The sequence below is a fragment of the Micromonospora sp. NPDC048986 genome (genome assembly GCF_040649335.1).
Lineage (GTDB): Bacteria > Actinomycetota > Actinomycetes > Mycobacteriales > Micromonosporaceae > Micromonospora > Micromonospora alfalfae.
Map to the genome: position 1 here is coordinate 232,151 of NZ_JBEZFJ010000012.1, position 16,458 is coordinate 248,608.

Annotated in this window: 18 protein-coding genes; 7 read left to right on the forward strand and 11 right to left on the reverse strand. The window is 72.5% G+C overall.

All coding sequences use genetic code 11. The annotated features are described in order from the left end of the window. Positions 1–191: 191 nt before the first annotated feature. The 9 genes from AB0B94_RS24230 to rimP all read right to left on the reverse strand — a co-directional run bounded on the left by AB0B94_RS24230 (position 192) and on the right by rimP (position 8,159). The gene (locus tag AB0B94_RS24230) at positions 192–401 is read right to left on the reverse strand and encodes a DUF6186 family protein (RefSeq protein WP_357284532.1); all 210 of its coding nucleotides are present in this window, start codon (positions 399–401) and stop codon (positions 192–194) included. Next, positions 401–808, reverse strand: a complete 408-nt coding sequence (locus AB0B94_RS24235) for a hypothetical protein (RefSeq protein ID WP_210784728.1) — start codon at positions 806–808, stop codon at positions 401–403. Before AB0B94_RS24235 ends, AB0B94_RS24230 begins: the two co-directional genes overlap by 1 nt. Positions 809–912: 104 nt before the next feature. Then, positions 913–1,971 (reverse strand): bifunctional oligoribonuclease/PAP phosphatase NrnA, encoded by a 1,059-nt coding sequence (locus AB0B94_RS24240; RefSeq protein WP_357284384.1) that lies wholly within the window; start codon positions 1,969–1,971, stop codon positions 913–915. Beyond that, positions 1,968–2,468 (reverse strand): 30S ribosome-binding factor RbfA, encoded by a 501-nt coding sequence (gene rbfA, locus AB0B94_RS24245; RefSeq protein ID WP_357284387.1) that lies wholly within the window; start codon positions 2,466–2,468, stop codon positions 1,968–1,970. The genes AB0B94_RS24240 and rbfA overlap by 4 nt, the downstream gene beginning before the upstream one ends. A 126-nt stretch (positions 2,469–2,594) precedes the next feature. Continuing rightward, a complete protein-coding gene (locus tag AB0B94_RS24250; RefSeq protein WP_091400377.1) occupies positions 2,595–2,891 on the reverse strand; it encodes a DUF503 domain-containing protein in 297 nt (98 codons plus the stop codon). A 90-nt stretch (positions 2,892–2,981) separates the two neighbouring features. Next, on the reverse strand, positions 2,982–5,999 hold the full coding sequence (infB, locus tag AB0B94_RS24255) for a translation initiation factor IF-2 (protein ID WP_357284391.1): 3,018 nt from the start codon (positions 5,997–5,999) through the stop codon (positions 2,982–2,984). Between the two features lie 93 nt (positions 6,000–6,092). Further along, positions 6,093–6,425 carry a YlxR family protein gene (locus AB0B94_RS24260; protein WP_112624296.1) on the reverse strand — a complete coding sequence of 111 codons (333 nt, stop codon included), beginning with the start codon at positions 6,423–6,425 and terminating at the stop codon, positions 6,093–6,095. A 16-nt stretch (positions 6,426–6,441) separates the two neighbouring features. Continuing rightward, a complete protein-coding gene (gene nusA / locus AB0B94_RS24265; protein ID WP_238671748.1) occupies positions 6,442–7,485 on the reverse strand; it encodes a transcription termination factor NusA in 1,044 nt (347 codons plus the stop codon). Then, positions 7,482–8,159, reverse strand: coding sequence for a ribosome maturation factor RimP (rimP, locus tag AB0B94_RS24270; protein ID WP_357284396.1), 678 nt, complete (start codon positions 8,157–8,159; stop codon positions 7,482–7,484). Before rimP ends, nusA begins: the two co-directional genes overlap by 4 nt. 155 nt (positions 8,160–8,314) lie before the next feature. Here rimP and AB0B94_RS24275 point away from each other — a divergent pair, with 155 nt between their 5' ends. The 7 genes from AB0B94_RS24275 to AB0B94_RS24305 all read left to right on the forward strand — a co-directional run bounded on the left by AB0B94_RS24275 (position 8,315) and on the right by AB0B94_RS24305 (position 14,838). Continuing rightward, the gene (locus tag AB0B94_RS24275; protein ID WP_357284399.1) at positions 8,315–8,842 is read left to right on the forward strand and encodes a hypothetical protein; all 528 of its coding nucleotides are present in this window, start codon (positions 8,315–8,317) and stop codon (positions 8,840–8,842) included. Continuing rightward, the gene (locus AB0B94_RS24280; protein ID WP_357284403.1) at positions 8,839–9,276 is read left to right on the forward strand and encodes a ferritin-like domain-containing protein; all 438 of its coding nucleotides are present in this window, start codon (positions 8,839–8,841) and stop codon (positions 9,274–9,276) included. Before AB0B94_RS24275 ends, AB0B94_RS24280 begins: the two co-directional genes overlap by 4 nt. A 52-nt stretch (positions 9,277–9,328) precedes the next feature. Next, positions 9,329–9,931 (forward strand): PadR family transcriptional regulator, encoded by a 603-nt coding sequence (locus AB0B94_RS24285; RefSeq protein WP_357284407.1) that lies wholly within the window; start codon positions 9,329–9,331, stop codon positions 9,929–9,931. Further along, positions 9,904–10,662, forward strand: coding sequence for an ABC transporter ATP-binding protein (locus AB0B94_RS24290; protein ID WP_357284411.1), 759 nt, complete (start codon positions 9,904–9,906; stop codon positions 10,660–10,662). Before AB0B94_RS24285 ends, AB0B94_RS24290 begins: the two co-directional genes overlap by 28 nt. Continuing rightward, positions 10,659–13,442: an FtsX-like permease family protein gene (locus AB0B94_RS24295; RefSeq protein ID WP_357284415.1), complete on the forward strand. Its 2,784-nt coding sequence runs from the start codon at positions 10,659–10,661 to the stop codon at positions 13,440–13,442. Before AB0B94_RS24290 ends, AB0B94_RS24295 begins: the two co-directional genes overlap by 4 nt. A gap of 74 nt (positions 13,443–13,516) precedes the next feature. Beyond that, the gene (locus tag AB0B94_RS24300) at positions 13,517–14,017 is read left to right on the forward strand and encodes a nitroreductase/quinone reductase family protein (RefSeq protein WP_357284420.1); all 501 of its coding nucleotides are present in this window, start codon (positions 13,517–13,519) and stop codon (positions 14,015–14,017) included. 92 nt (positions 14,018–14,109) lie between these two features. After that, on the forward strand, positions 14,110–14,838 hold the full coding sequence (locus tag AB0B94_RS24305; protein WP_357284423.1) for a nucleotidyltransferase domain-containing protein: 729 nt from the start codon (positions 14,110–14,112) through the stop codon (positions 14,836–14,838). Positions 14,839–14,844: 6 nt separating this feature from the next. On the opposite strand, the gene AB0B94_RS24310 is transcribed toward AB0B94_RS24305, so the two are convergent. Further along, positions 14,845–15,558, reverse strand: coding sequence for a VIT1/CCC1 transporter family protein (locus tag AB0B94_RS24310; RefSeq protein WP_357284426.1), 714 nt, complete (start codon positions 15,556–15,558; stop codon positions 14,845–14,847). Continuing rightward, positions 15,555–16,412, reverse strand: a complete 858-nt coding sequence (map, locus tag AB0B94_RS24315) for a type I methionyl aminopeptidase (protein WP_357183077.1) — start codon at positions 16,410–16,412, stop codon at positions 15,555–15,557. The genes AB0B94_RS24310 and map overlap by 4 nt, the downstream gene beginning before the upstream one ends. Positions 16,413–16,458 lie beyond the last annotated feature (46 nt).

Genomic DNA, 16,458 nt, shown 5'->3' on the forward strand with positions numbered 1-16,458 from the left:
TCCGGGGTTACCGGAGCAGCCGACTGGGCAGCGTGAGCCCGGGTCGATCCGACCCTGGAGGGAGGCGGCACGGGGTGTGGCACCACCGCCCATGACCTGCACCGCCAGGCGGCACCGGCCTTCTCCCAAGTTATCGTTCAGGTCCACATACTGCTTACGGTTCCCGCCATTTGGACGGTCGGCAACCCGGTTCAGCGAGCCAGGAAATGCCAGCCCAGCCACCACCAGAACCCGAACAGACCGATCCGGCCCACCGGCACCGGACCGACCTCGTAGCGCATCACATAGGCGCAGACCTCGCCGAGGGTGGGGATCCGCGACCCCTCCCGGCGGGCCATCCACTCGACCACCCCGAAAAGGACCAGCGCGGTGAGGAAACCGCCGATCGCAAGCGCGCGCATCATCGCCGCACCAGCCCCCAGAAGGCGGCCAGCCAGGCGAACCAGGCTGCCGAGCGAGTCAGTTGATCCTCCAGGAGAGGATCGGCCAACCGGGAGAAGGTGGGGAAGTCATCGCCGGCAGCCAGCACGAAGGTCACGCCCTCGAAGACCCCGAACACCACCACCGGCACCGCCCACCAGGCCGCCCCCGCGCCCAACCGGCGCGGCGCCGGCCGGCGCGGCACCCGGTTGCTCAGACCGAGCCAGATCAGCACCCCACCCGTCCCGAGGGTGAACAGATTCGCCTCGGTGGAGAAGGACGCGAACCGGCCACCGACGAGCGACAGGCAGACGAGGACGGGAACGGAGACGGCGGGCCGGTCCCAGGCGCGGGGGGCCTCCACGGTGAGGTCGTGCGGCTGCTCCATCCCGCAATTCTTCCCGGTATCACGGAACGCGGGAAGACCAACACTCCCCGGAGCTGACCCTGATCTTCCGGGACCGACGGACCGCCGACGGTCCGGGCCGGCGCTCAGCCGATCAGCGCCGCGTCCAGCTGAGCGCGAATCGACTCGACCACCTGCTCGACGGTGCCCCGACCGGTGAACCCGGCCGCGAACGTGTGCCCACCACCGCCCAGTGCCACAGCGACCCGACTGACGTCCACCGCTCCCTTGCTGCGCATCGACACCGCCCACTCGGCGGGCGTGGTCTGCTTCACCACACAGCTCACATCCGCCTCGGCGGTGCAACGCACGGAGTCGATCAGAGCCTCCAGCACGTACGGCCGCTGGTCGTGCCGGGCCAGGTCATCGAGGGTGGCGAAGGTCCAGACCAGGCCCCGACCACCGGCGGCGGCCGGCTCCAGTCGCGCCCGGCCGAGCACCTCACCAAAGAGGCGAACCGCGCCGAAGGGCCGGGTGTCGAAGACCCGCCGGGAGATGTCACCCGGCGAGATGCCGGTCGCCAGCAGTCGGGCGGCCATCTGGTGCACCGCCGGAGTTGTCGCCTCGAACCGGAACGAGCCGGTGTCAGTGGTCAGCGCCACATAGAGGCACTCGGCGATGGCCGGATCCACCACCACCCCGAGCCGGGCCAGCAGCTGCTCGGCCACGACCGACGTGGCCGCCGCACCCGGGTCGACCAGGTTCACAGTGCCGAAACCGGGGTTGGAGGCGTGATGGTCGAGCACCAACGCCGCTTCCGCCGACGACAGCCGCCCAGCCAACTCGCCGAGACGCGACTCGCTCGCCGCGTCGAAGCAGATCACCAGATCGGGTGCCGGGTCGGCGGCGTCCGCCGGGACCAGCAGGTCCAGCCCGGGAAGCCCCCGGAACGGCTCCGGCAGCTCCGGCGGCCCGGGAAAGGTCGCCTGCACGTCGCGTACGCCGAACTGCCGCAGGCCCAGACCGAAGCCGAGCATGCTGCCCAACGCGTCGCCGTCCGGATTGATGTGGCAGATCAGCAGCACCCGGGCGGTCGGCGGGAGAGCCCGCACCAACGCCTCGGCCGCAGCCCAGTCCGCCTCGATGGGGCCGACCCCGGCTGCCCCGGCCAACGGGGCGCTAGCGGTGCTGGCGGTGCTGGTCACCGCGTTTCCCCACCCCGCGGGGTCTGCGTGACGTCGGTGGCCTCGTCGGCCTCGTCCGTCTCGTCCGCCTCATCGGCCTCGTCGTCCACCCGGTACGGCTGGGCCTCGCCCGCGTACTTCGCCTGGGCGGCCAGCCGCTGCACCTCGGCATCGGCGTTGCGGGCGGCGGCGAGCAGGTCGTCGATGTGCTTGACCTGGTCCTGCACGTCGTCCAGGACGAACGTGAGGGTGGGCGAGTGGCGCAGCCCGAGGGCCTTGCCGACAGTGCTGCGCAGCAGCCCCTTGGCGCTCTCCAGCGCCGCCGCGGTGTCCGCCTGGGCCACCGAGTCACCGAGCACTGTGTAGAAGACCGTCGCGTCACGCAGGTCAGCGGTGATCCGGGCATCGGTGATGGTGATCATCCCGAGCCGCGGGTCCTTGATCTGGCTCCGCACCACCGACGCGACCAGCTCACGCACCCGTTCCGCGTGCCGGCGTACCTTGGCCGGATCAGACATCTCGCCACCTCCACGGCGTCCTGCTTCCGGTCGACCCGACGGCCAGGAGGCCGCCGGCCGACCGGCCAACATCTCGAACATTACCTTCGGGGCCGCTCCGGTCGCCCGGCACAGCCGGCACCATGGTCAGTCGTCGTCCACGCCGTAGAGCCGGCGTCGAACCGACAGCAACTCGACCTCGGGGCGATTGGCCACCAGGCGCTCACAGGAGTCGAGCACCTCGCGGACGTGCGCCGTCTCGGCGGCCACCACGGCCACCGCCAGTTGCGCTCGACCATGCAGGTCGAGCGCACCCACCTCGGCGGCCGACACCTCGAAGCGGCGCAGCGCCGCCACGATCGGCCGTACATATGATCTCTTGGCTTTGAGCGACCTGGAGTCGCCCGGCAGCAGCAGGTCGAAGACCGCGGTTCCGGTGAACATCGCCCCGGACGATACCGCCAACCCGCCCCGCATGATCAAGGGGTTTACGCCGAGCGGCGTAAACCCCTTGATCAGCGTGTCACTGCCGGATCAGGCGCGAACCTTCTCCCGCATCTCGAAGGTCTCGATGACGTCGCCGACCTGGACGTTGTTGTAACCACCCAGGGTCAGACCGCACTCGAAGCCCTCGCGGACCTCGGTGGCGTCGTCCTTGAACCGCTTGAGCGAGGTGATCGTGAGGTTGTCCGCCACGACCGTCCCGTCCCGAAGCAGTCGAGCCTTCGCGTTGCGTCGGATGATGCCCGACCGGACGATGCAACCGGAGATGTTGCCGATCTTGGACGAGCGGAAGACATCGCGGATCTCCGCGCTGCCCAGCTCGGCCTCCTCGTACTCCGGCTTGAGCAGGCCCTTGAGCGCTGCCTCGATCTCCTCGATGGCCTGGTAGATGACGGTGTAGTACCGGATCTCCACGCCCTCGCGGTCGGCCATCTCACGGACCTTGTTCGAGGCCCGCACGTTGAAGCCGATGATCGTGACCGGCTCGGACGAGGCGCTCGCGAGCATGACGTTGCTCTCGGTGATCGCGCCGACGCCCCGGTCGAGGACCTTGAGCTGGACCTCCTCGGGGATGTCGAGGTTGAACAGCGCGTCCTCCAGGGCCTCCACCGAACCGGAGACATCGCCCTTGAGGATGAGGTTGAGCGAGGTCTTCTCGCCCTCCTTGAGCTGCTCCATGAGCGTCTCGAGGGTGGCCCGACCACGGGAGTTGGCGAATGCCGCCGCCCGCCGCCGTGCCTGTCGCTGCTCGGCGATCTGCCGCACCGTGCGGTCGTCCGCCGCGGCGAGGAAGGTGTCACCCGCACCGGGCGGCGCGGTCAGACCCAGAACCATGACCGGACGCGCCGGCCCAGCCTCGGAGAGCTGGTTGCCGTTCTCGTCGAGCATGGCCCGGACCCGGCCGTGCGCCCCACCGGCGACGATCGAGTCGCCCGCCCGCAGGGTGCCCTTCTGCACCAGCACCGTCGCCACCGCACCGCGGCCCTTGTCCAGGTGCGCCTCGATGGCCACACCCTGCGCCGGCCCGTCGATCGGAGCGGTCAGCTCCAGCGACGCGTCGGCGGTCAGCAGGACGGCCTCGAGCAACTCCTCGATGCCGATGCCGGGCTTGGCTGCCACGTTGACGAACATGGTCTCGCCGCCGTACTCCTCGGCGACCAGGCCGTACTCGGTCAGCTGCTGGCGGACCTTGTCCGGGTTGGCCTCCGGCTTGTCGACCTTGTTGACCGCGACCACGATCGGCACGTCGGCCGCCTTGGCGTGGTTCAACGCCTCGATGGTCTGCGGCATCACGCCGTCGTCGGCCGCGACGACCAGGATCACGATGTCCGTCACCTGGGCACCACGAGCACGCATGGCGGTGAACGCCTCGTGACCCGGGGTGTCGATGAAGGTCACCGCGCGGTCCACACCATCGTGCGGAACGTGCACCTGGTACGCACCGATGTGCTGGGTGATGCCACCCGCCTCACCGGCCACGACGTTCGCCTTACGGATGGCGTCGAGCAGCTTGGTCTTACCGTGGTCGACGTGACCCATGACGGTCACCACCGGCGCGCGGCTGACCAGACGCTCCTCGGCCACCTCCGCGTCGAGGTCGATGTTGAACTGCGCGAGCAGCTCGCGGTCCTCGTCCTCCGGGCTGACGATCTGGATGTCGAAGCCCAGGTGCTCACCCAGCAGCTGCAGGGTGTCGTCAGAACAGGACTGGGTCGCGGTGACCATCTCGCCCAGGTTGAACATCTCCTGGACCAGCGAACCCGGGTTGGCGTTGATCTTGTCGGCGAAGTCCGACAGCGAGGCGCCACGGGAGAGCCGGACGACCTGACCCTGACCCCGGGGAGCACCCGAGCTCATGGTCGGAGCCGACAGGTTGTCGAACTCCTGTCTGCGCTGCTTCTTGGACTTGCGACCGCGAGTCGGCCGGCCACCCGGACGCCCGAAGGCACCCGCGGCACCGCCGCCACGGCCACGACCGCCGGCACCCGGACGACCGCCGCCGCCGGACGGAGCACCCGGACGGAAACCGCCACCGGGAGCACCGCCACCGCCGCCGGGACCGCCACGGTAGCCACCGCCACCGCCGGCACCCGCGCCGCCACCGGGGCCGCCGCGGTAACCGCCACCGCCACCGGCGCCACCGCCGGGACCGCCACGGAAACCGCCGCCACCGCCACCGGGACGACCTGCGCCGCCACCGGGACGACCTGCGCCACCGGGACCGGGGCGACCGGCAGCCGGACGCTGGCTCGGCATGGACGCCGGGCTGGGCCGCGGCGGCATGGAGTTCGGGCTCGGCCGCGGCGGCATGCCCGCCGGGGTGTTGGGCCGAGGGCCACCCGCACCGGCGGCCGGGGGCCGCTGCTGCTGGCCACCCTGGATGCCGAACGGGTTGTTACCGGCGCCGCGCGCCGGCGGACGACCGCCCGGCCGGGCACCCGGACCGGGAGCCGGCGTGCTCGGACGAGCTGCCGGCGAACCGGGACGGGGCGGCATCGCCGCGGGACCCGGCCGAGGGCCGGGGCGGTTACCGCCCTCTGCCGGAGGCTCCCGGCGAACGGGGTTGTCCCGCTGCTGCTGGCGGGCGGCCTGCGCGGCCTTGACCGCGGCCTCCTGCTCAGCCTTCAGCGCGGCGGCACGCGCCTCCGCGGCCGCCACCTCGATGTCGTGGGCACTCGCCGGCTTGGCGACCGGGGCCGCCGTCTGCGGCGCACCGGGAACCGGACCCTTGGGCTTCGGACCGGGTGCCGGCGCGGCCGGCCGCCGAGGCGGCATCGGCTTCGCCGAGACCCGGGGCGCGCCCGGGGTCGGGGTTGGCGTCGGGGTCGGGGTTGAAGCCGGCGTCGACGCGGGCGCCGACGGGGCGGCCGGAGCCGGGGCGCCGGCGGACGCGACGAATGCGTTACGCAGCCGCCGGGCGACGGGCGCCTCGACGGTGCTGGACGCGGACTTCACGAACTCGCCCATTTCCTTCAGCTTGGCGAGAACGGTCTTACTCTCGACCCCGAGCTCTTTTGCAAGCTCGTGTACGCGGGCCTTGCCTGCCACTGCACTCCTCACTCCGAGGTCGTGCGGGCAGCACCCGCAGCGACCTCACTCGTGCACTTGAAGCCTGGTCATTTCAGGGACTTCATCGTGTGCTCATGTCGGTCGTCCTACCCTGCTAGCGACCCTCGCCCGGTCGGGCTGACCGGACGTAGTGGTTGGCGCATCGACGTGCTCCGCCAGCGCACCGTGGTCGAGGACCTCGGTGCTGCGCAGCGCACGCCCGAAGGCGCGGCGCCGCACCGCCAGCGCGAAGCAGGCCGGATCCGGGTGCATGTTCGCTCCCCGACCCGGCAGCCTGCGGCGTGGATCAGGCCGGAGACTGTGACCAGCCTCGTCCCTGACCGCGACGATCCGCAGCAATTCGCTGGCCGGCGCACGTTGCCGGCAACCCACACAGGTGCGCTCCGGCTGCGCGCGTCGTACCACTGGAGGAAGTCTACCCCTAGCTCCCCGAGATCGCGCCGCCCGGCTCCCGCACGTGATCAGTTACCCCACGCGCTGCCGGCGCGGTCTGCTCCGCATCGGAACGAATGTCGATCCGCCAACCGGTCAATCGGGCAGCGAGTCGGGCATTCTGCCCCTCCCGACCGATCGCCAGCGAGAGCTGGAAGTCGGGAACCGTCACCCGGGCGGCCCGGTTGGCCAGATCGACCACCTCGACCCGCAGCGCCTTGGCCGGCGACAACGCGTTGCCGACGAAGGTGCCCGGGTCGTCCGACCAGTCGATGATGTCGATCTTCTCACCGTGCAGTTCGCTCATCACGGCTCGCACCCGCTGACCCATCGGGCCGATGCAGGCGCCCTTGGCGTTCACGCCGGGGGTGGTGGAGCGGACGGCGATCTTCGTGCGATGGCCCGCCTCACGGGCGATCGCTCCGATCTCGACGGTGCCGTCGGCGATCTCCGGCACCTCCAGCGCGAAGAGCTTCTTGACCAGAGCCGGGTGCGACCGGGACAGGGTGATCTGCGGCCCGCGCATGCCCTTGGCCACGTGCACCACGACGCAGCGGACCCGCTCGCCGTGCGCGTACCGCTCGCCGGGCACCTGCTCGGACTGCGGCAGCACGCCCTCCAGCTTGCCCAGGTCGACGCTGACGATGCCCTTCTCGGTACGCGTCTCGTGCGCCTGCACCACGCCGGTGACCAGGTCACCCTCGCGGCCCACGTACTCACCGAAGTGCACCTCGTCGGTGGCCTCTCGCAACCGCTGGAGGATCACCTGCTTGGCGGTCATGGCGGCGATCCGGCCGAAGTCGTGCGGGGTGTCGTCCCACTCCCGCACCAGGCTGCCGTCGGCATCCATCTCCTGCGCGTACACCAGGGCGGCGCCCGACCTGCGGTCGATCTCCACCCGAGCGTGCGGCTCGGCCCCGTCGGTGTGCCGGTAGGCGGTCAGCAACGCGGTCTCGATCGCCGCGAGAATCGTGTCGAACGGGATCTCCCGCTCGCGCTCGAGTGCGCGCAGCGCCGCGAGGTCGATGTTCACCTCTCCTCGTCCTCCACATCATCTTCGTCGTCGATGTCGTCTGAATCGTCGGAATCGTCGGAATCGTCCGCGTCGTCCGGCTCACCGAGTTCGGCGAGCCGGGTGAACTCGACCTGCACGCGGCCCGGGCCCAGCTGGGCGTACGCCCAGGCGGCGCGGCCGTCGTCGGTCTCCAGGTGCACGCCCTCGTCGTCGGCCGCGACCACCCGGCCGGTCAGCTGACGGTCACCGGCGGGCTGCTCGCCCCGCTGACCGGGCAGCGCGGCCGCCCCCCGGGCGGTCACCTTGACCAGTCGACCCACGTTGCGCCGCCAGTGCCGGGGCAGGGTGAGCGGTCGGTCGACGCCGGGCGAGCTGACTTCCAACTGGTACTCGCCGGCGACGATGTCGCCACCGGTCTCCTCCGCGGCGTCCAGCGCCGCCGAGACCGCGCGGGAGACGTCCGCGACGGCGTCCAGGTCGATCCCGCCGTCGGTGTCCACCATCACCCGCACCACGTGCCGTCGGCCGGCCCGGGAAACCGACAGGTCCTCCAGGTCGTAGCCGGCGTCGTTGACCACCGGCTCGATTACGGCCCGCAGTCGGTCCCGTCGGGCGGCGAGGTCACCGCCGCGGGGGCCCGCAGCACCGCGGGGTCGACCCGTCGGCCTGGTGGCACGGCCACGCTGCGTCATCTCCGCACCCTTTCCCTGGTCGACGGGGACCCGTGGTCCCGCCATGCCGGCACGCCACCGGAGTGGACACGCCGGTGGTTGCGCAGAGCGTAACGCGCCTGCCCGGCGGCGGACCGGGCGGCGCACCGACGCCGGTGACCCCCGGACCGGCACGGATGGTGTTGACTTGGCCGGTGGGGATCGGCAGAACGACACAGCGCGACCAAGCATCCGGACATTCCCGGCGAAAGCTCCTGAGGGCCGGGGCGCTGCTGGTGCTCGGCGGCACCGTGACGCCGCTGACCGGCTGTGATCTTTTCGACCGCGACGACCAACCAGCCCCGCCGCCCGACCCGCTGCGGCCGATGGTGGACGAGTCACTCGCGCTGGCCGCCGCGTACCGGGCGAACGCGACCGCCCATCCCGAGCTCGCCGACCGGCTCAACCCGATCGCCGAGACGCACACCGCGCACGCCACCGAGCTGGCCCGGGTGATCGGGGTGACAGTGCCCTCGGCGGCCCCCGCCGCCCCGACCACCGCGCCGGCCGCCGATCCGGACGGCGCGCGCGCCGCCCTGCGGGCTCTGGAGAAGACCGCCCAGCAGTCCGCCGCCGCCGCCTGCGCCGCAGCGCCAGCGGAGCGGGCGGCACTGCTCGGGTCGATCGTCGCCGCCCGGGCGACTCATCAGGAGGCACTGAAGTGAGGCAGCCGTCCGCCGGGGAGGCACTCGCCTCCGCCCTGTCCGCCGAGTACGCGGCCATCTACGCCTACGGACGGATCGGTGTCCGGCTCAGCGGAGCGGCACGGGACGCGGCACGCCAGGCGGAGGCCGCGCATCGGCGCCGACGCGACGCGCTGGTGGTACAGCTCACCACGGCCGGCGGCGTCGTCCCGCCGGACCGTGCCGGGTACGCCCTGCCGTTCCCGGTCACCGACCGGGCCAGCGCCCTGCGGCTCGCCGTCGAGGTGGAGGAGCGCACGGCCGCGCACTGGCGGGCCGCCCTGGCATCCACCACCGGCGCCGAACGGGACCAGGCGCTTGCCGCCCTGGTCGAGTACGCGGTGCGGGCCACCCGGTGGCGCAAGACCGCGGGGCTGACCCCGCTGACTGTCCCGTTTCCCGGTCGACCGACCTGAGCCGGTCCACTCCGGTTGCGGTACGCATACCAGGTATGCATACTCCGTTTCCATGTCCATCCGTCACGGGTTGCTCGCCCTGCTCGAACGCGGCCAGATGTACGGCTACCAGCTGCGCGCCGCGTTCGAGGAGTCGACCGGCTCGACCTGGCCACTGAACATCGGGCAGGTCTACACCACGTTGTCCCGGCTGGAACGGGACGGTCTGGTGCGCCCGTTGCCGGAGAGCGAGGCCGGGCAGCGCCCGTACGAGATCACCGACGCCGGCCGGGCGGACCTGGCGCTGTGGTTCGCCACCCCGATCAGCCGTACCGACCGCCCCCGCGACGAGCTGGCGATCAAGCTGGCGCTGGCGCTGACCACCCCCGGGGTCGACGTCCGGTCGGTGGTGCAGGCCCAACGCAGCGCGACGATGCGGGCCCTTCAGGAGTTGACCCGGTTGAAGTACGGCAGCAACCGGCCGGAGGACCTTCCCTGGCGCCTCGTACTGGACTCGATGGTGTTCCAGGCCGAAGCCGAGGTGCGCTGGCTGGACCACTGCGAGACCAGTCTGGTCCGGCATCAACCCAGCGGCCCGGCGCCTCCCGCTTCCCGACCCGATGCCCCCGACGCGCGGGACGCGGCTCGATGGGCCGGCGAGGAGGCGAGACGGTGAGCGGATCGGACGACGCGGTGCTGGACCTACGCGCCGTCCACCGGACCCACGGCGTCGGGCCGGCGGCGGTGCACGCGCTGCGCGGCGTCAGCCTGGTCGTCCGACCCGGCGAACTGGTCGCCGTGATGGGGCCGTCCGGCTCCGGCAAATCGACACTGCTGGCCCTCGCCGGTGGGTTGGACCGTCCGACCGGCGGCGAGGTCCGGGTCGAGGGGCAGCCGCTGGGGGCGCTGGACCGCCGCGGGTTGGCCCAGCTGCGCCGCCGTCGGATCGGCTACATCTTCCAGCAGCTCAACCTGCTGGGCAGTCTGAGCGCACTGGAGAACGTGGCGCTCCCGTTGGAACTCGACGGGACCAGCGGACGTCGGGCCCGCGCACTGGCCATGGCCGCGCTCACCGAGGTGGGGCTGCCCGCGTTGGGCGACCGTTTCCCGGACCAACTCTCCGGCGGGCAGCAGCAGCGGGTGGCCATCGCCCGCGCGCTGGTGGGCGAACGCCGGCTGGTCCTCGCCGACGAGCCCACCGGGGCGCTGGACTCCCAGACCGGTGAGGCGGTGCTGCACCTGCTGCGCCGCCGGATCGACGCGGGCGCCGCCGGAGTGCTGGTCACCCACGAGGCGCGGCACGCCGGCTGGGCCGACCGGGTGGTGTTCCTCCGCGACGGCGTGCTGGTCGACACGACGGCACCGCTGGGCAGTGTCGAGCAACTGCTGTCCGGCAGCGACCGGTGACCGTTCGCCGTCCGACGCGGGCCCCCGGTCGGGCCGACACCGCGACGCCGCGGCCGGTCGCGCCGCCCGCCCCGGTCGGCCGGCGGCGGTTCGCCGAGCTGACCGGCTCCTGGCGGGCGGCGCTGCGGATCGCCCGGCGGGAATCACGCCGGTCCCGGCGGCGGACCGCCCTGGTGCTCGCGATGATCGCCATGCCGGTGGCGGCGCTGGCCTTCCTGGCGGCGAGCTACGACATGGCCGAGCTGACCCCGCAGGAACGCGTCGACCGCCGGCTCGGCGTGGCCGACGCGCAGTTGCAGTGGATCGCCAACACCCCTGTGGACCAGGACGAGTGGGGCGAGGGTTGGTCCACCCGCCAGGGCGAGCTTCCCGCGAAGGTCACCGCGGCCCAGCTGACCGCACTGCTCGGGCCGGGCAGCCGGGTCACCGAGGTGCGTCAGCGCGTTCCGCTGACCCTGCGCGGCCCGCACCGCGACGAGGTGGTGAACGGTCGGGTGCTGGACCTCACCGATCCGTTGGCCCGCGGGCTGGTGCGGTTCCGGGCCGGCCGGGCGCCGCAGCAACCCGGTGAGGTCGCGGTCAGTCCGAGGGCGCTACGTCGCCTGGACCTGCGCCTCGGCCACGCCGTGGCCGCCGCCGACGGCAGCAGGGCGTACACGGTGGTGGGGGTGGTCGAGTTTCCCGACGACCTCGGACCGGTGGTGGCGCTGCATCCGGGTGCCGTGCCGTCGACCGGTCCGGGGCCGGACCCGGACGGTGTCTGGCTGGCGGACGTGCCGGGCACCGTCGACGAGGCGCTGGTGTCCCGGCTCAACGACAGCGGGGTGGTGGTCACCGCGCGACACCCGACCGGCGCGGCGCCCGGAGCGGACCGGACGTGGCTCGGTTCGATCATGGGAGACAACCCCAACGACCTGAGCACCGGCGTCCTGATCGCCGGACTCGGGCTGCTGGAGGTCGTCCTGCTGGTCGGGCCGGCCTTCGCCGTCGGAGTCCGTCGCCGTCGACGGGACCTGGCGCTGGTAGCGGTGGCAGGCGGGGACGCCGCCCAGCTTCGCCGGGTCGTACTGGCCGACGGTGTGGTGCTGGGTGTGCTGGGGGCCGCCGCCGGCCTGCTGGTCGGCGTCGGCGCGGCGTTCGCCGGTCGTCCGCTGATGGAGCAGTACGTCTTCAGCGCCCGCTTCGGCGGCTACCGCTGCTGGCCGAGCGCGCTGGTCCTGCTCGGTGGCGTCGCGGTGCTGGCCGGGGTGCTCGCGGCGCTGGCACCGGCGTGGACCGCCGCCCGGCAGGACGTCAGCGCCGGGCTCGCCGGACGACGCACCCCGGCGAAATCCCCGGGCCGGTGGTTGGCTCTCGGACTGACACTGGTGGTCGGCGGGGCGGGGCTGGCGGCGTTCGGAGCCACCCGGACGTCCCCCGCCGTGGTTCTCACCGGGCTGATCCTCGGCGAGTTGGGCCTGGTCTGCTGCACGCCCACGCTGCTCGGGATGCTCGCCCGCCTCGGCCGGGTGTTGCCGCTGGCACCACGGATCGCGCTGCGCGATGCCAGCCGCAATCGGGCCGCCGCGGCACCGGCCATCTGCGCCGTGATGGCCGCCGTCGCCAGCAGCGTCGCCCTCGGCGGATACCTGGCCAGCGACGGCGCCCGCGACGCGCGCGCCTACCGGCCGGCACTGCCGACCGGCCACGTGATGGTCCTTCCGGTCGGATCGGCCGGGCAGCCCACGCTGGCCCAGATCACCGCCGCGGCTCGAAATCAGCTCGGCGCCGGCGTGGTGGCCCCGGTGCAGATACCGAGTTGCGGGGCGGGGCGCGCCGGCTACTGCGACATCGCGCCAGTGCTCCCGCTGGCCCGGGCCTGCCCCTGGCAGCCCGGCGTTCAACTCCCCCCGGCGCAGCGCCAGCAGGCCCGCGCCGATCCCCGCTGCCAGACCCGCGAGACGGACTACTTCGGCGGCTACGTCGAGCCCGGAGTCGACGACGGGACCGCACTCCCCCTGCTCACCGGTGTGGACCCGGCCACGGTCGCAGCCGCCACGGCCGTGCTGCACGCCGGTGGCGTGGTGGTGACCGACCCGCGCTACCTGCACGACGGCCTGGTGACCGTCCGGGTCGACGAGGTGGAGGCCGGGCCGGACCGGCCGATCACCGTCCACGACCTTCCGGGGTACGCGCTGCCCCGGGCGACCGGCCAGTCCCGTCTGCTGCTGTCCACCGCCGCCGCGCAGCAACTCGGCCTGAGCTGGTCTCAGAGTGGCTGGGTGGTCGGCACCACGACCCCGCCCGACGAGGAGCAACAGGCACGGTTCACCGCCGCCCTGCGGCCATTCGGGACGCTCGCGCTGAGCGTGGAGAACGGTGGCGCCCCACGTGACGTCTCACCGGTGCTCCTGCTGCTCGCGGCGGCGGCCGGACTGATCACAGTGGGGGCGGCCGGGATCGCCACCGCGCTCGCCGCCGCCGAAGGACGCGCCGAGCTGACCACCCTCGCGGCCGTCGGCGCGGCCCCAGCGGTACGCCGGCTGCTGGCGATCTGCCAGGCCGGGGTGATCGCCGGTCTCGGTTCGGTGCTCGGCATCGTGGCCGGCCTCGGCACCGCCGCGATAGTGCTGGTCTCGGTGAACCGGCAGTACGCCAGTGACTGGCCGGTATCCGATCCGTACCCCTTTCTGGTGCCCTGGCCCGCGCTCGGGGTCCTGGTGCTGGTGCCGGTGGTGGCGATGCTCGGGGCGGGCCTGTTCACCCGGGCCCGACTGCCGATCGAACGGCGGCTGGACTGACCGCTCCACCGGGCGAGCGAAACTGGACCGCGCGGGGGTGCCGCCGGGGCCGGGCAGCCGGCAGACTGACCGGCGTGTCAGTGCTCAGGAATGTCGTCCGTCGAGTCGGTCATCATCGCTGGTTCGGCGCCACAGCGCGCCTGCTGGTTCCGGCCGATCGGATGGTTGGTCGACTCACCCGGGGCCGGGTGGTCGCGCTCGGCCTGCTCCCCTCCCTGCTGATCACCACAACGGGCCGCCGCTCCGGCAAGCCCCGCAGCAATCCGCTGCTCTACGTGCCCGACGGCGACGCGTACGTGGTGATCGGCTCCAACTGGGGGCAGACCCACCACCCCGGCTGGGCGATGAACCTGCTCGCCGATCCGGCCGCCGAGGTGGACGTAAAGGGTCAGCGGGTCGCGGTGCGGGCCGAGCGGGCCTCCGGCGTCGAACGGGACCGGTTGTGGCAGCTACTGGTCAACGCGTGGCCCGCGTACCACACGTACGTGCAGCGGGCCGGTGGCCGGGAGATCCACATTTTCCGGCTGGCCCCGACCGGGCGCGGCGCGCCCGAAGCTCCGCCGTCGGCTGGCTAGGCTGACGCTCGGTAGCCAAGGCGAGGTGGTCCCGTGAGCGCGAGGAGTGAGCCGGGGTTACGAGCCCCGCAGCCGCGAACAGAGCTGGTCCGATGAGTGAGCAGGCCGGCGTCGACAGGGGCCTCGACGATCGACGGTGGACGGTCGCGGAGCGGGTCGCTGAGGCGGTCCGACGGCGGTTCCCGGCGGATGCGCTGGCGATCGCGGTGCACGGGCCTCTGGCGCACGGGGACGACGACGGCGGCGGGGACCGCGAGGCCGGAATGCTGGTGGTCACCTATCGACCCGGGTCCGGCCCGTCACCGGCGACCCGGCGGGTGGACGGGGTGCTCGTCGATCTGACAGTGGCCGCCGCCGAGGACTACCTGGCCCAGGCCCGGGTGCTCTCCCCGCTCTGGCCGCTGACCGCCGACCGGTACGTCACCACGCAGCCGTTGCACGATCCGACGGGCTGGTTGCGGACGCTGCGCGACGAGCATCTCGGCCGGCTGGCGCGAGCCCGGCCGGCGGAGTTCAGCACCGCGGCCCGCCAGGCGTGGTACCGGGGCAGCGCGGCGCATTCCCGGGCGGCCCGGCTGGCCGAGTGGTACGAGACCGACCAGGCTCTGCTGATGCTCGGTGAGGCCCGGCTGGCGGCGGCCACGGTGACCGGTCTGCTGAGTCGCACCTACTTCCGGGACCCGGGGGACGCGGTGCGGCGCACCGGGTTGGCCGGGGCGGACATGACCGAGGTGGGGATGGTGCTGGCCCGGCAGGCCGAGGAGTTGGCCGCCCGTGGTCGCGCCGTCGACGGCACGATCGACGAACTGCTCAGCACCTGAGGCGCGTCACAGCCCGCCCGGTACGCCGATCAGCGAGCCGATCAGGTAGGTGGCGCCGGCCGCCGCCGCGCCCAGCAGCAGTTGGCGCAGCCCACTGGTCCACCAGGGACGGCGGGTGAACCGGGCCACCACGGCACCGGCGACGAACAGCCCGAGCCCGCCGACGGCGAGCGCCAGCCACAGTTCGGTGGCGCCGAGCAGGTACGGCAGCAGCGGGACCAGCGCGCCGAGCGAGAAGAACAGGAACGACGAGATCGCCGCGGCCCACGGGCTGGGCTGGTCGTCGGGGTCGACGCCCAACTCCTCGCGGACGTGCACCCGCAGCGCCTCCTCCGGGTCGCGCCGCACCGCCTCGGCGACCTGGGTGGCGAGGTCCCGGGGCAGGCCCCTGGCCACCCACGCGTCGGCCAACTCCCGGGCCTCGGCCTCGGGGTGCCGTTCCAGTTCCCGGCGCTCCTTGGCCACCTCGGCGGCGACCTGCTCGTTGGCGGAGCGCACGCTCGTGTACTCGCCGAGGCCCATGGAGATCGCACCGGCGACGAGGCCGGCGCTGCCGGTGAGCACGATGCTGCGGGGCGACACCCCGCCGCCGCCGACACCGGCGATCAGGGCGATGTTGGTGACCAGGCCGTCCATCGCGCCGAAGACGGCCGGGCGCAGCCACCCGCCGGAGACGTCCGCGTGGTGCGCCTCGCGCAGCGCCGCTGGGGTGTCGGTCACGGCAGGGTCAGGATCTCGTGGCCGTCGTCGGTCACCACGATGGTGTGTTCGAACTGCGCCGTCCACTTCCGGTCCTTGGTGACCACTGTCCACCCGTCGTCCCACATGTCGTACTGGTAGGTGCCGAGGGTGATCATCGGCTCGATGGTGAACGTCATGCCGGGCTCCATGATGTCCGTGGGGCGCGGGCTGTCGTAGTGCGGCACGTAGAGGCCGCTGTGGAAGGCCTCGCCGATGCCGTGGCCGGTGAAGTCGCGCACCACGCCGTAGCCGAACCGCTTGGCGTACGACTCGATGACGCGGCCCACCACGTTGATCTGGCGTCCCGGGGCGACGGCGCGGATGCCGCGCATCATCGCCTCGTGGGTCCGCTCGACCAGCAGCCGGGCCTCCTCGCTGACCTCGCCGACGCAGAAGGTGGCGTCGGTGTCACCGTGCACCCCACCGATGTACGCGGTCACGTCGACGTTGATGATGTCGCCGTCGGTCAGGACCGTGGTGTCCGGGATGCCATGGCAGATGACCTCGTTGAGGCTGGTGCAGCAGGACTTCGGGAAACCCTTGTAGCCCAGCGTCGACGGGTACGCGCCATGGTCGCAGAGGAACTCGTGCACCACCTTGTCGATCTCGTCGGTGGTCACGCCGGGCTTGCAGTGTTCGCCGGCGAGCTGGGTCGCCTGGGCGGCGAGCCGGCTGGCGATCCGCATCTTCTCGATGGTTTCCGGCGTCTGAACATGCGAGCCACGCCACTCCCGCGGACGCGTCTTGCCCACGTACTCGGGTCGGGCGATCTGGGATGGCACCGGTCGCATCGGGGAGAGCGTGCCTGGTGTCAGCGGCGGGCGGACGGTCATGGCGCAAGCCTATCGCCGGAGCCGCTGGTGACCCGCGCCACGGCCG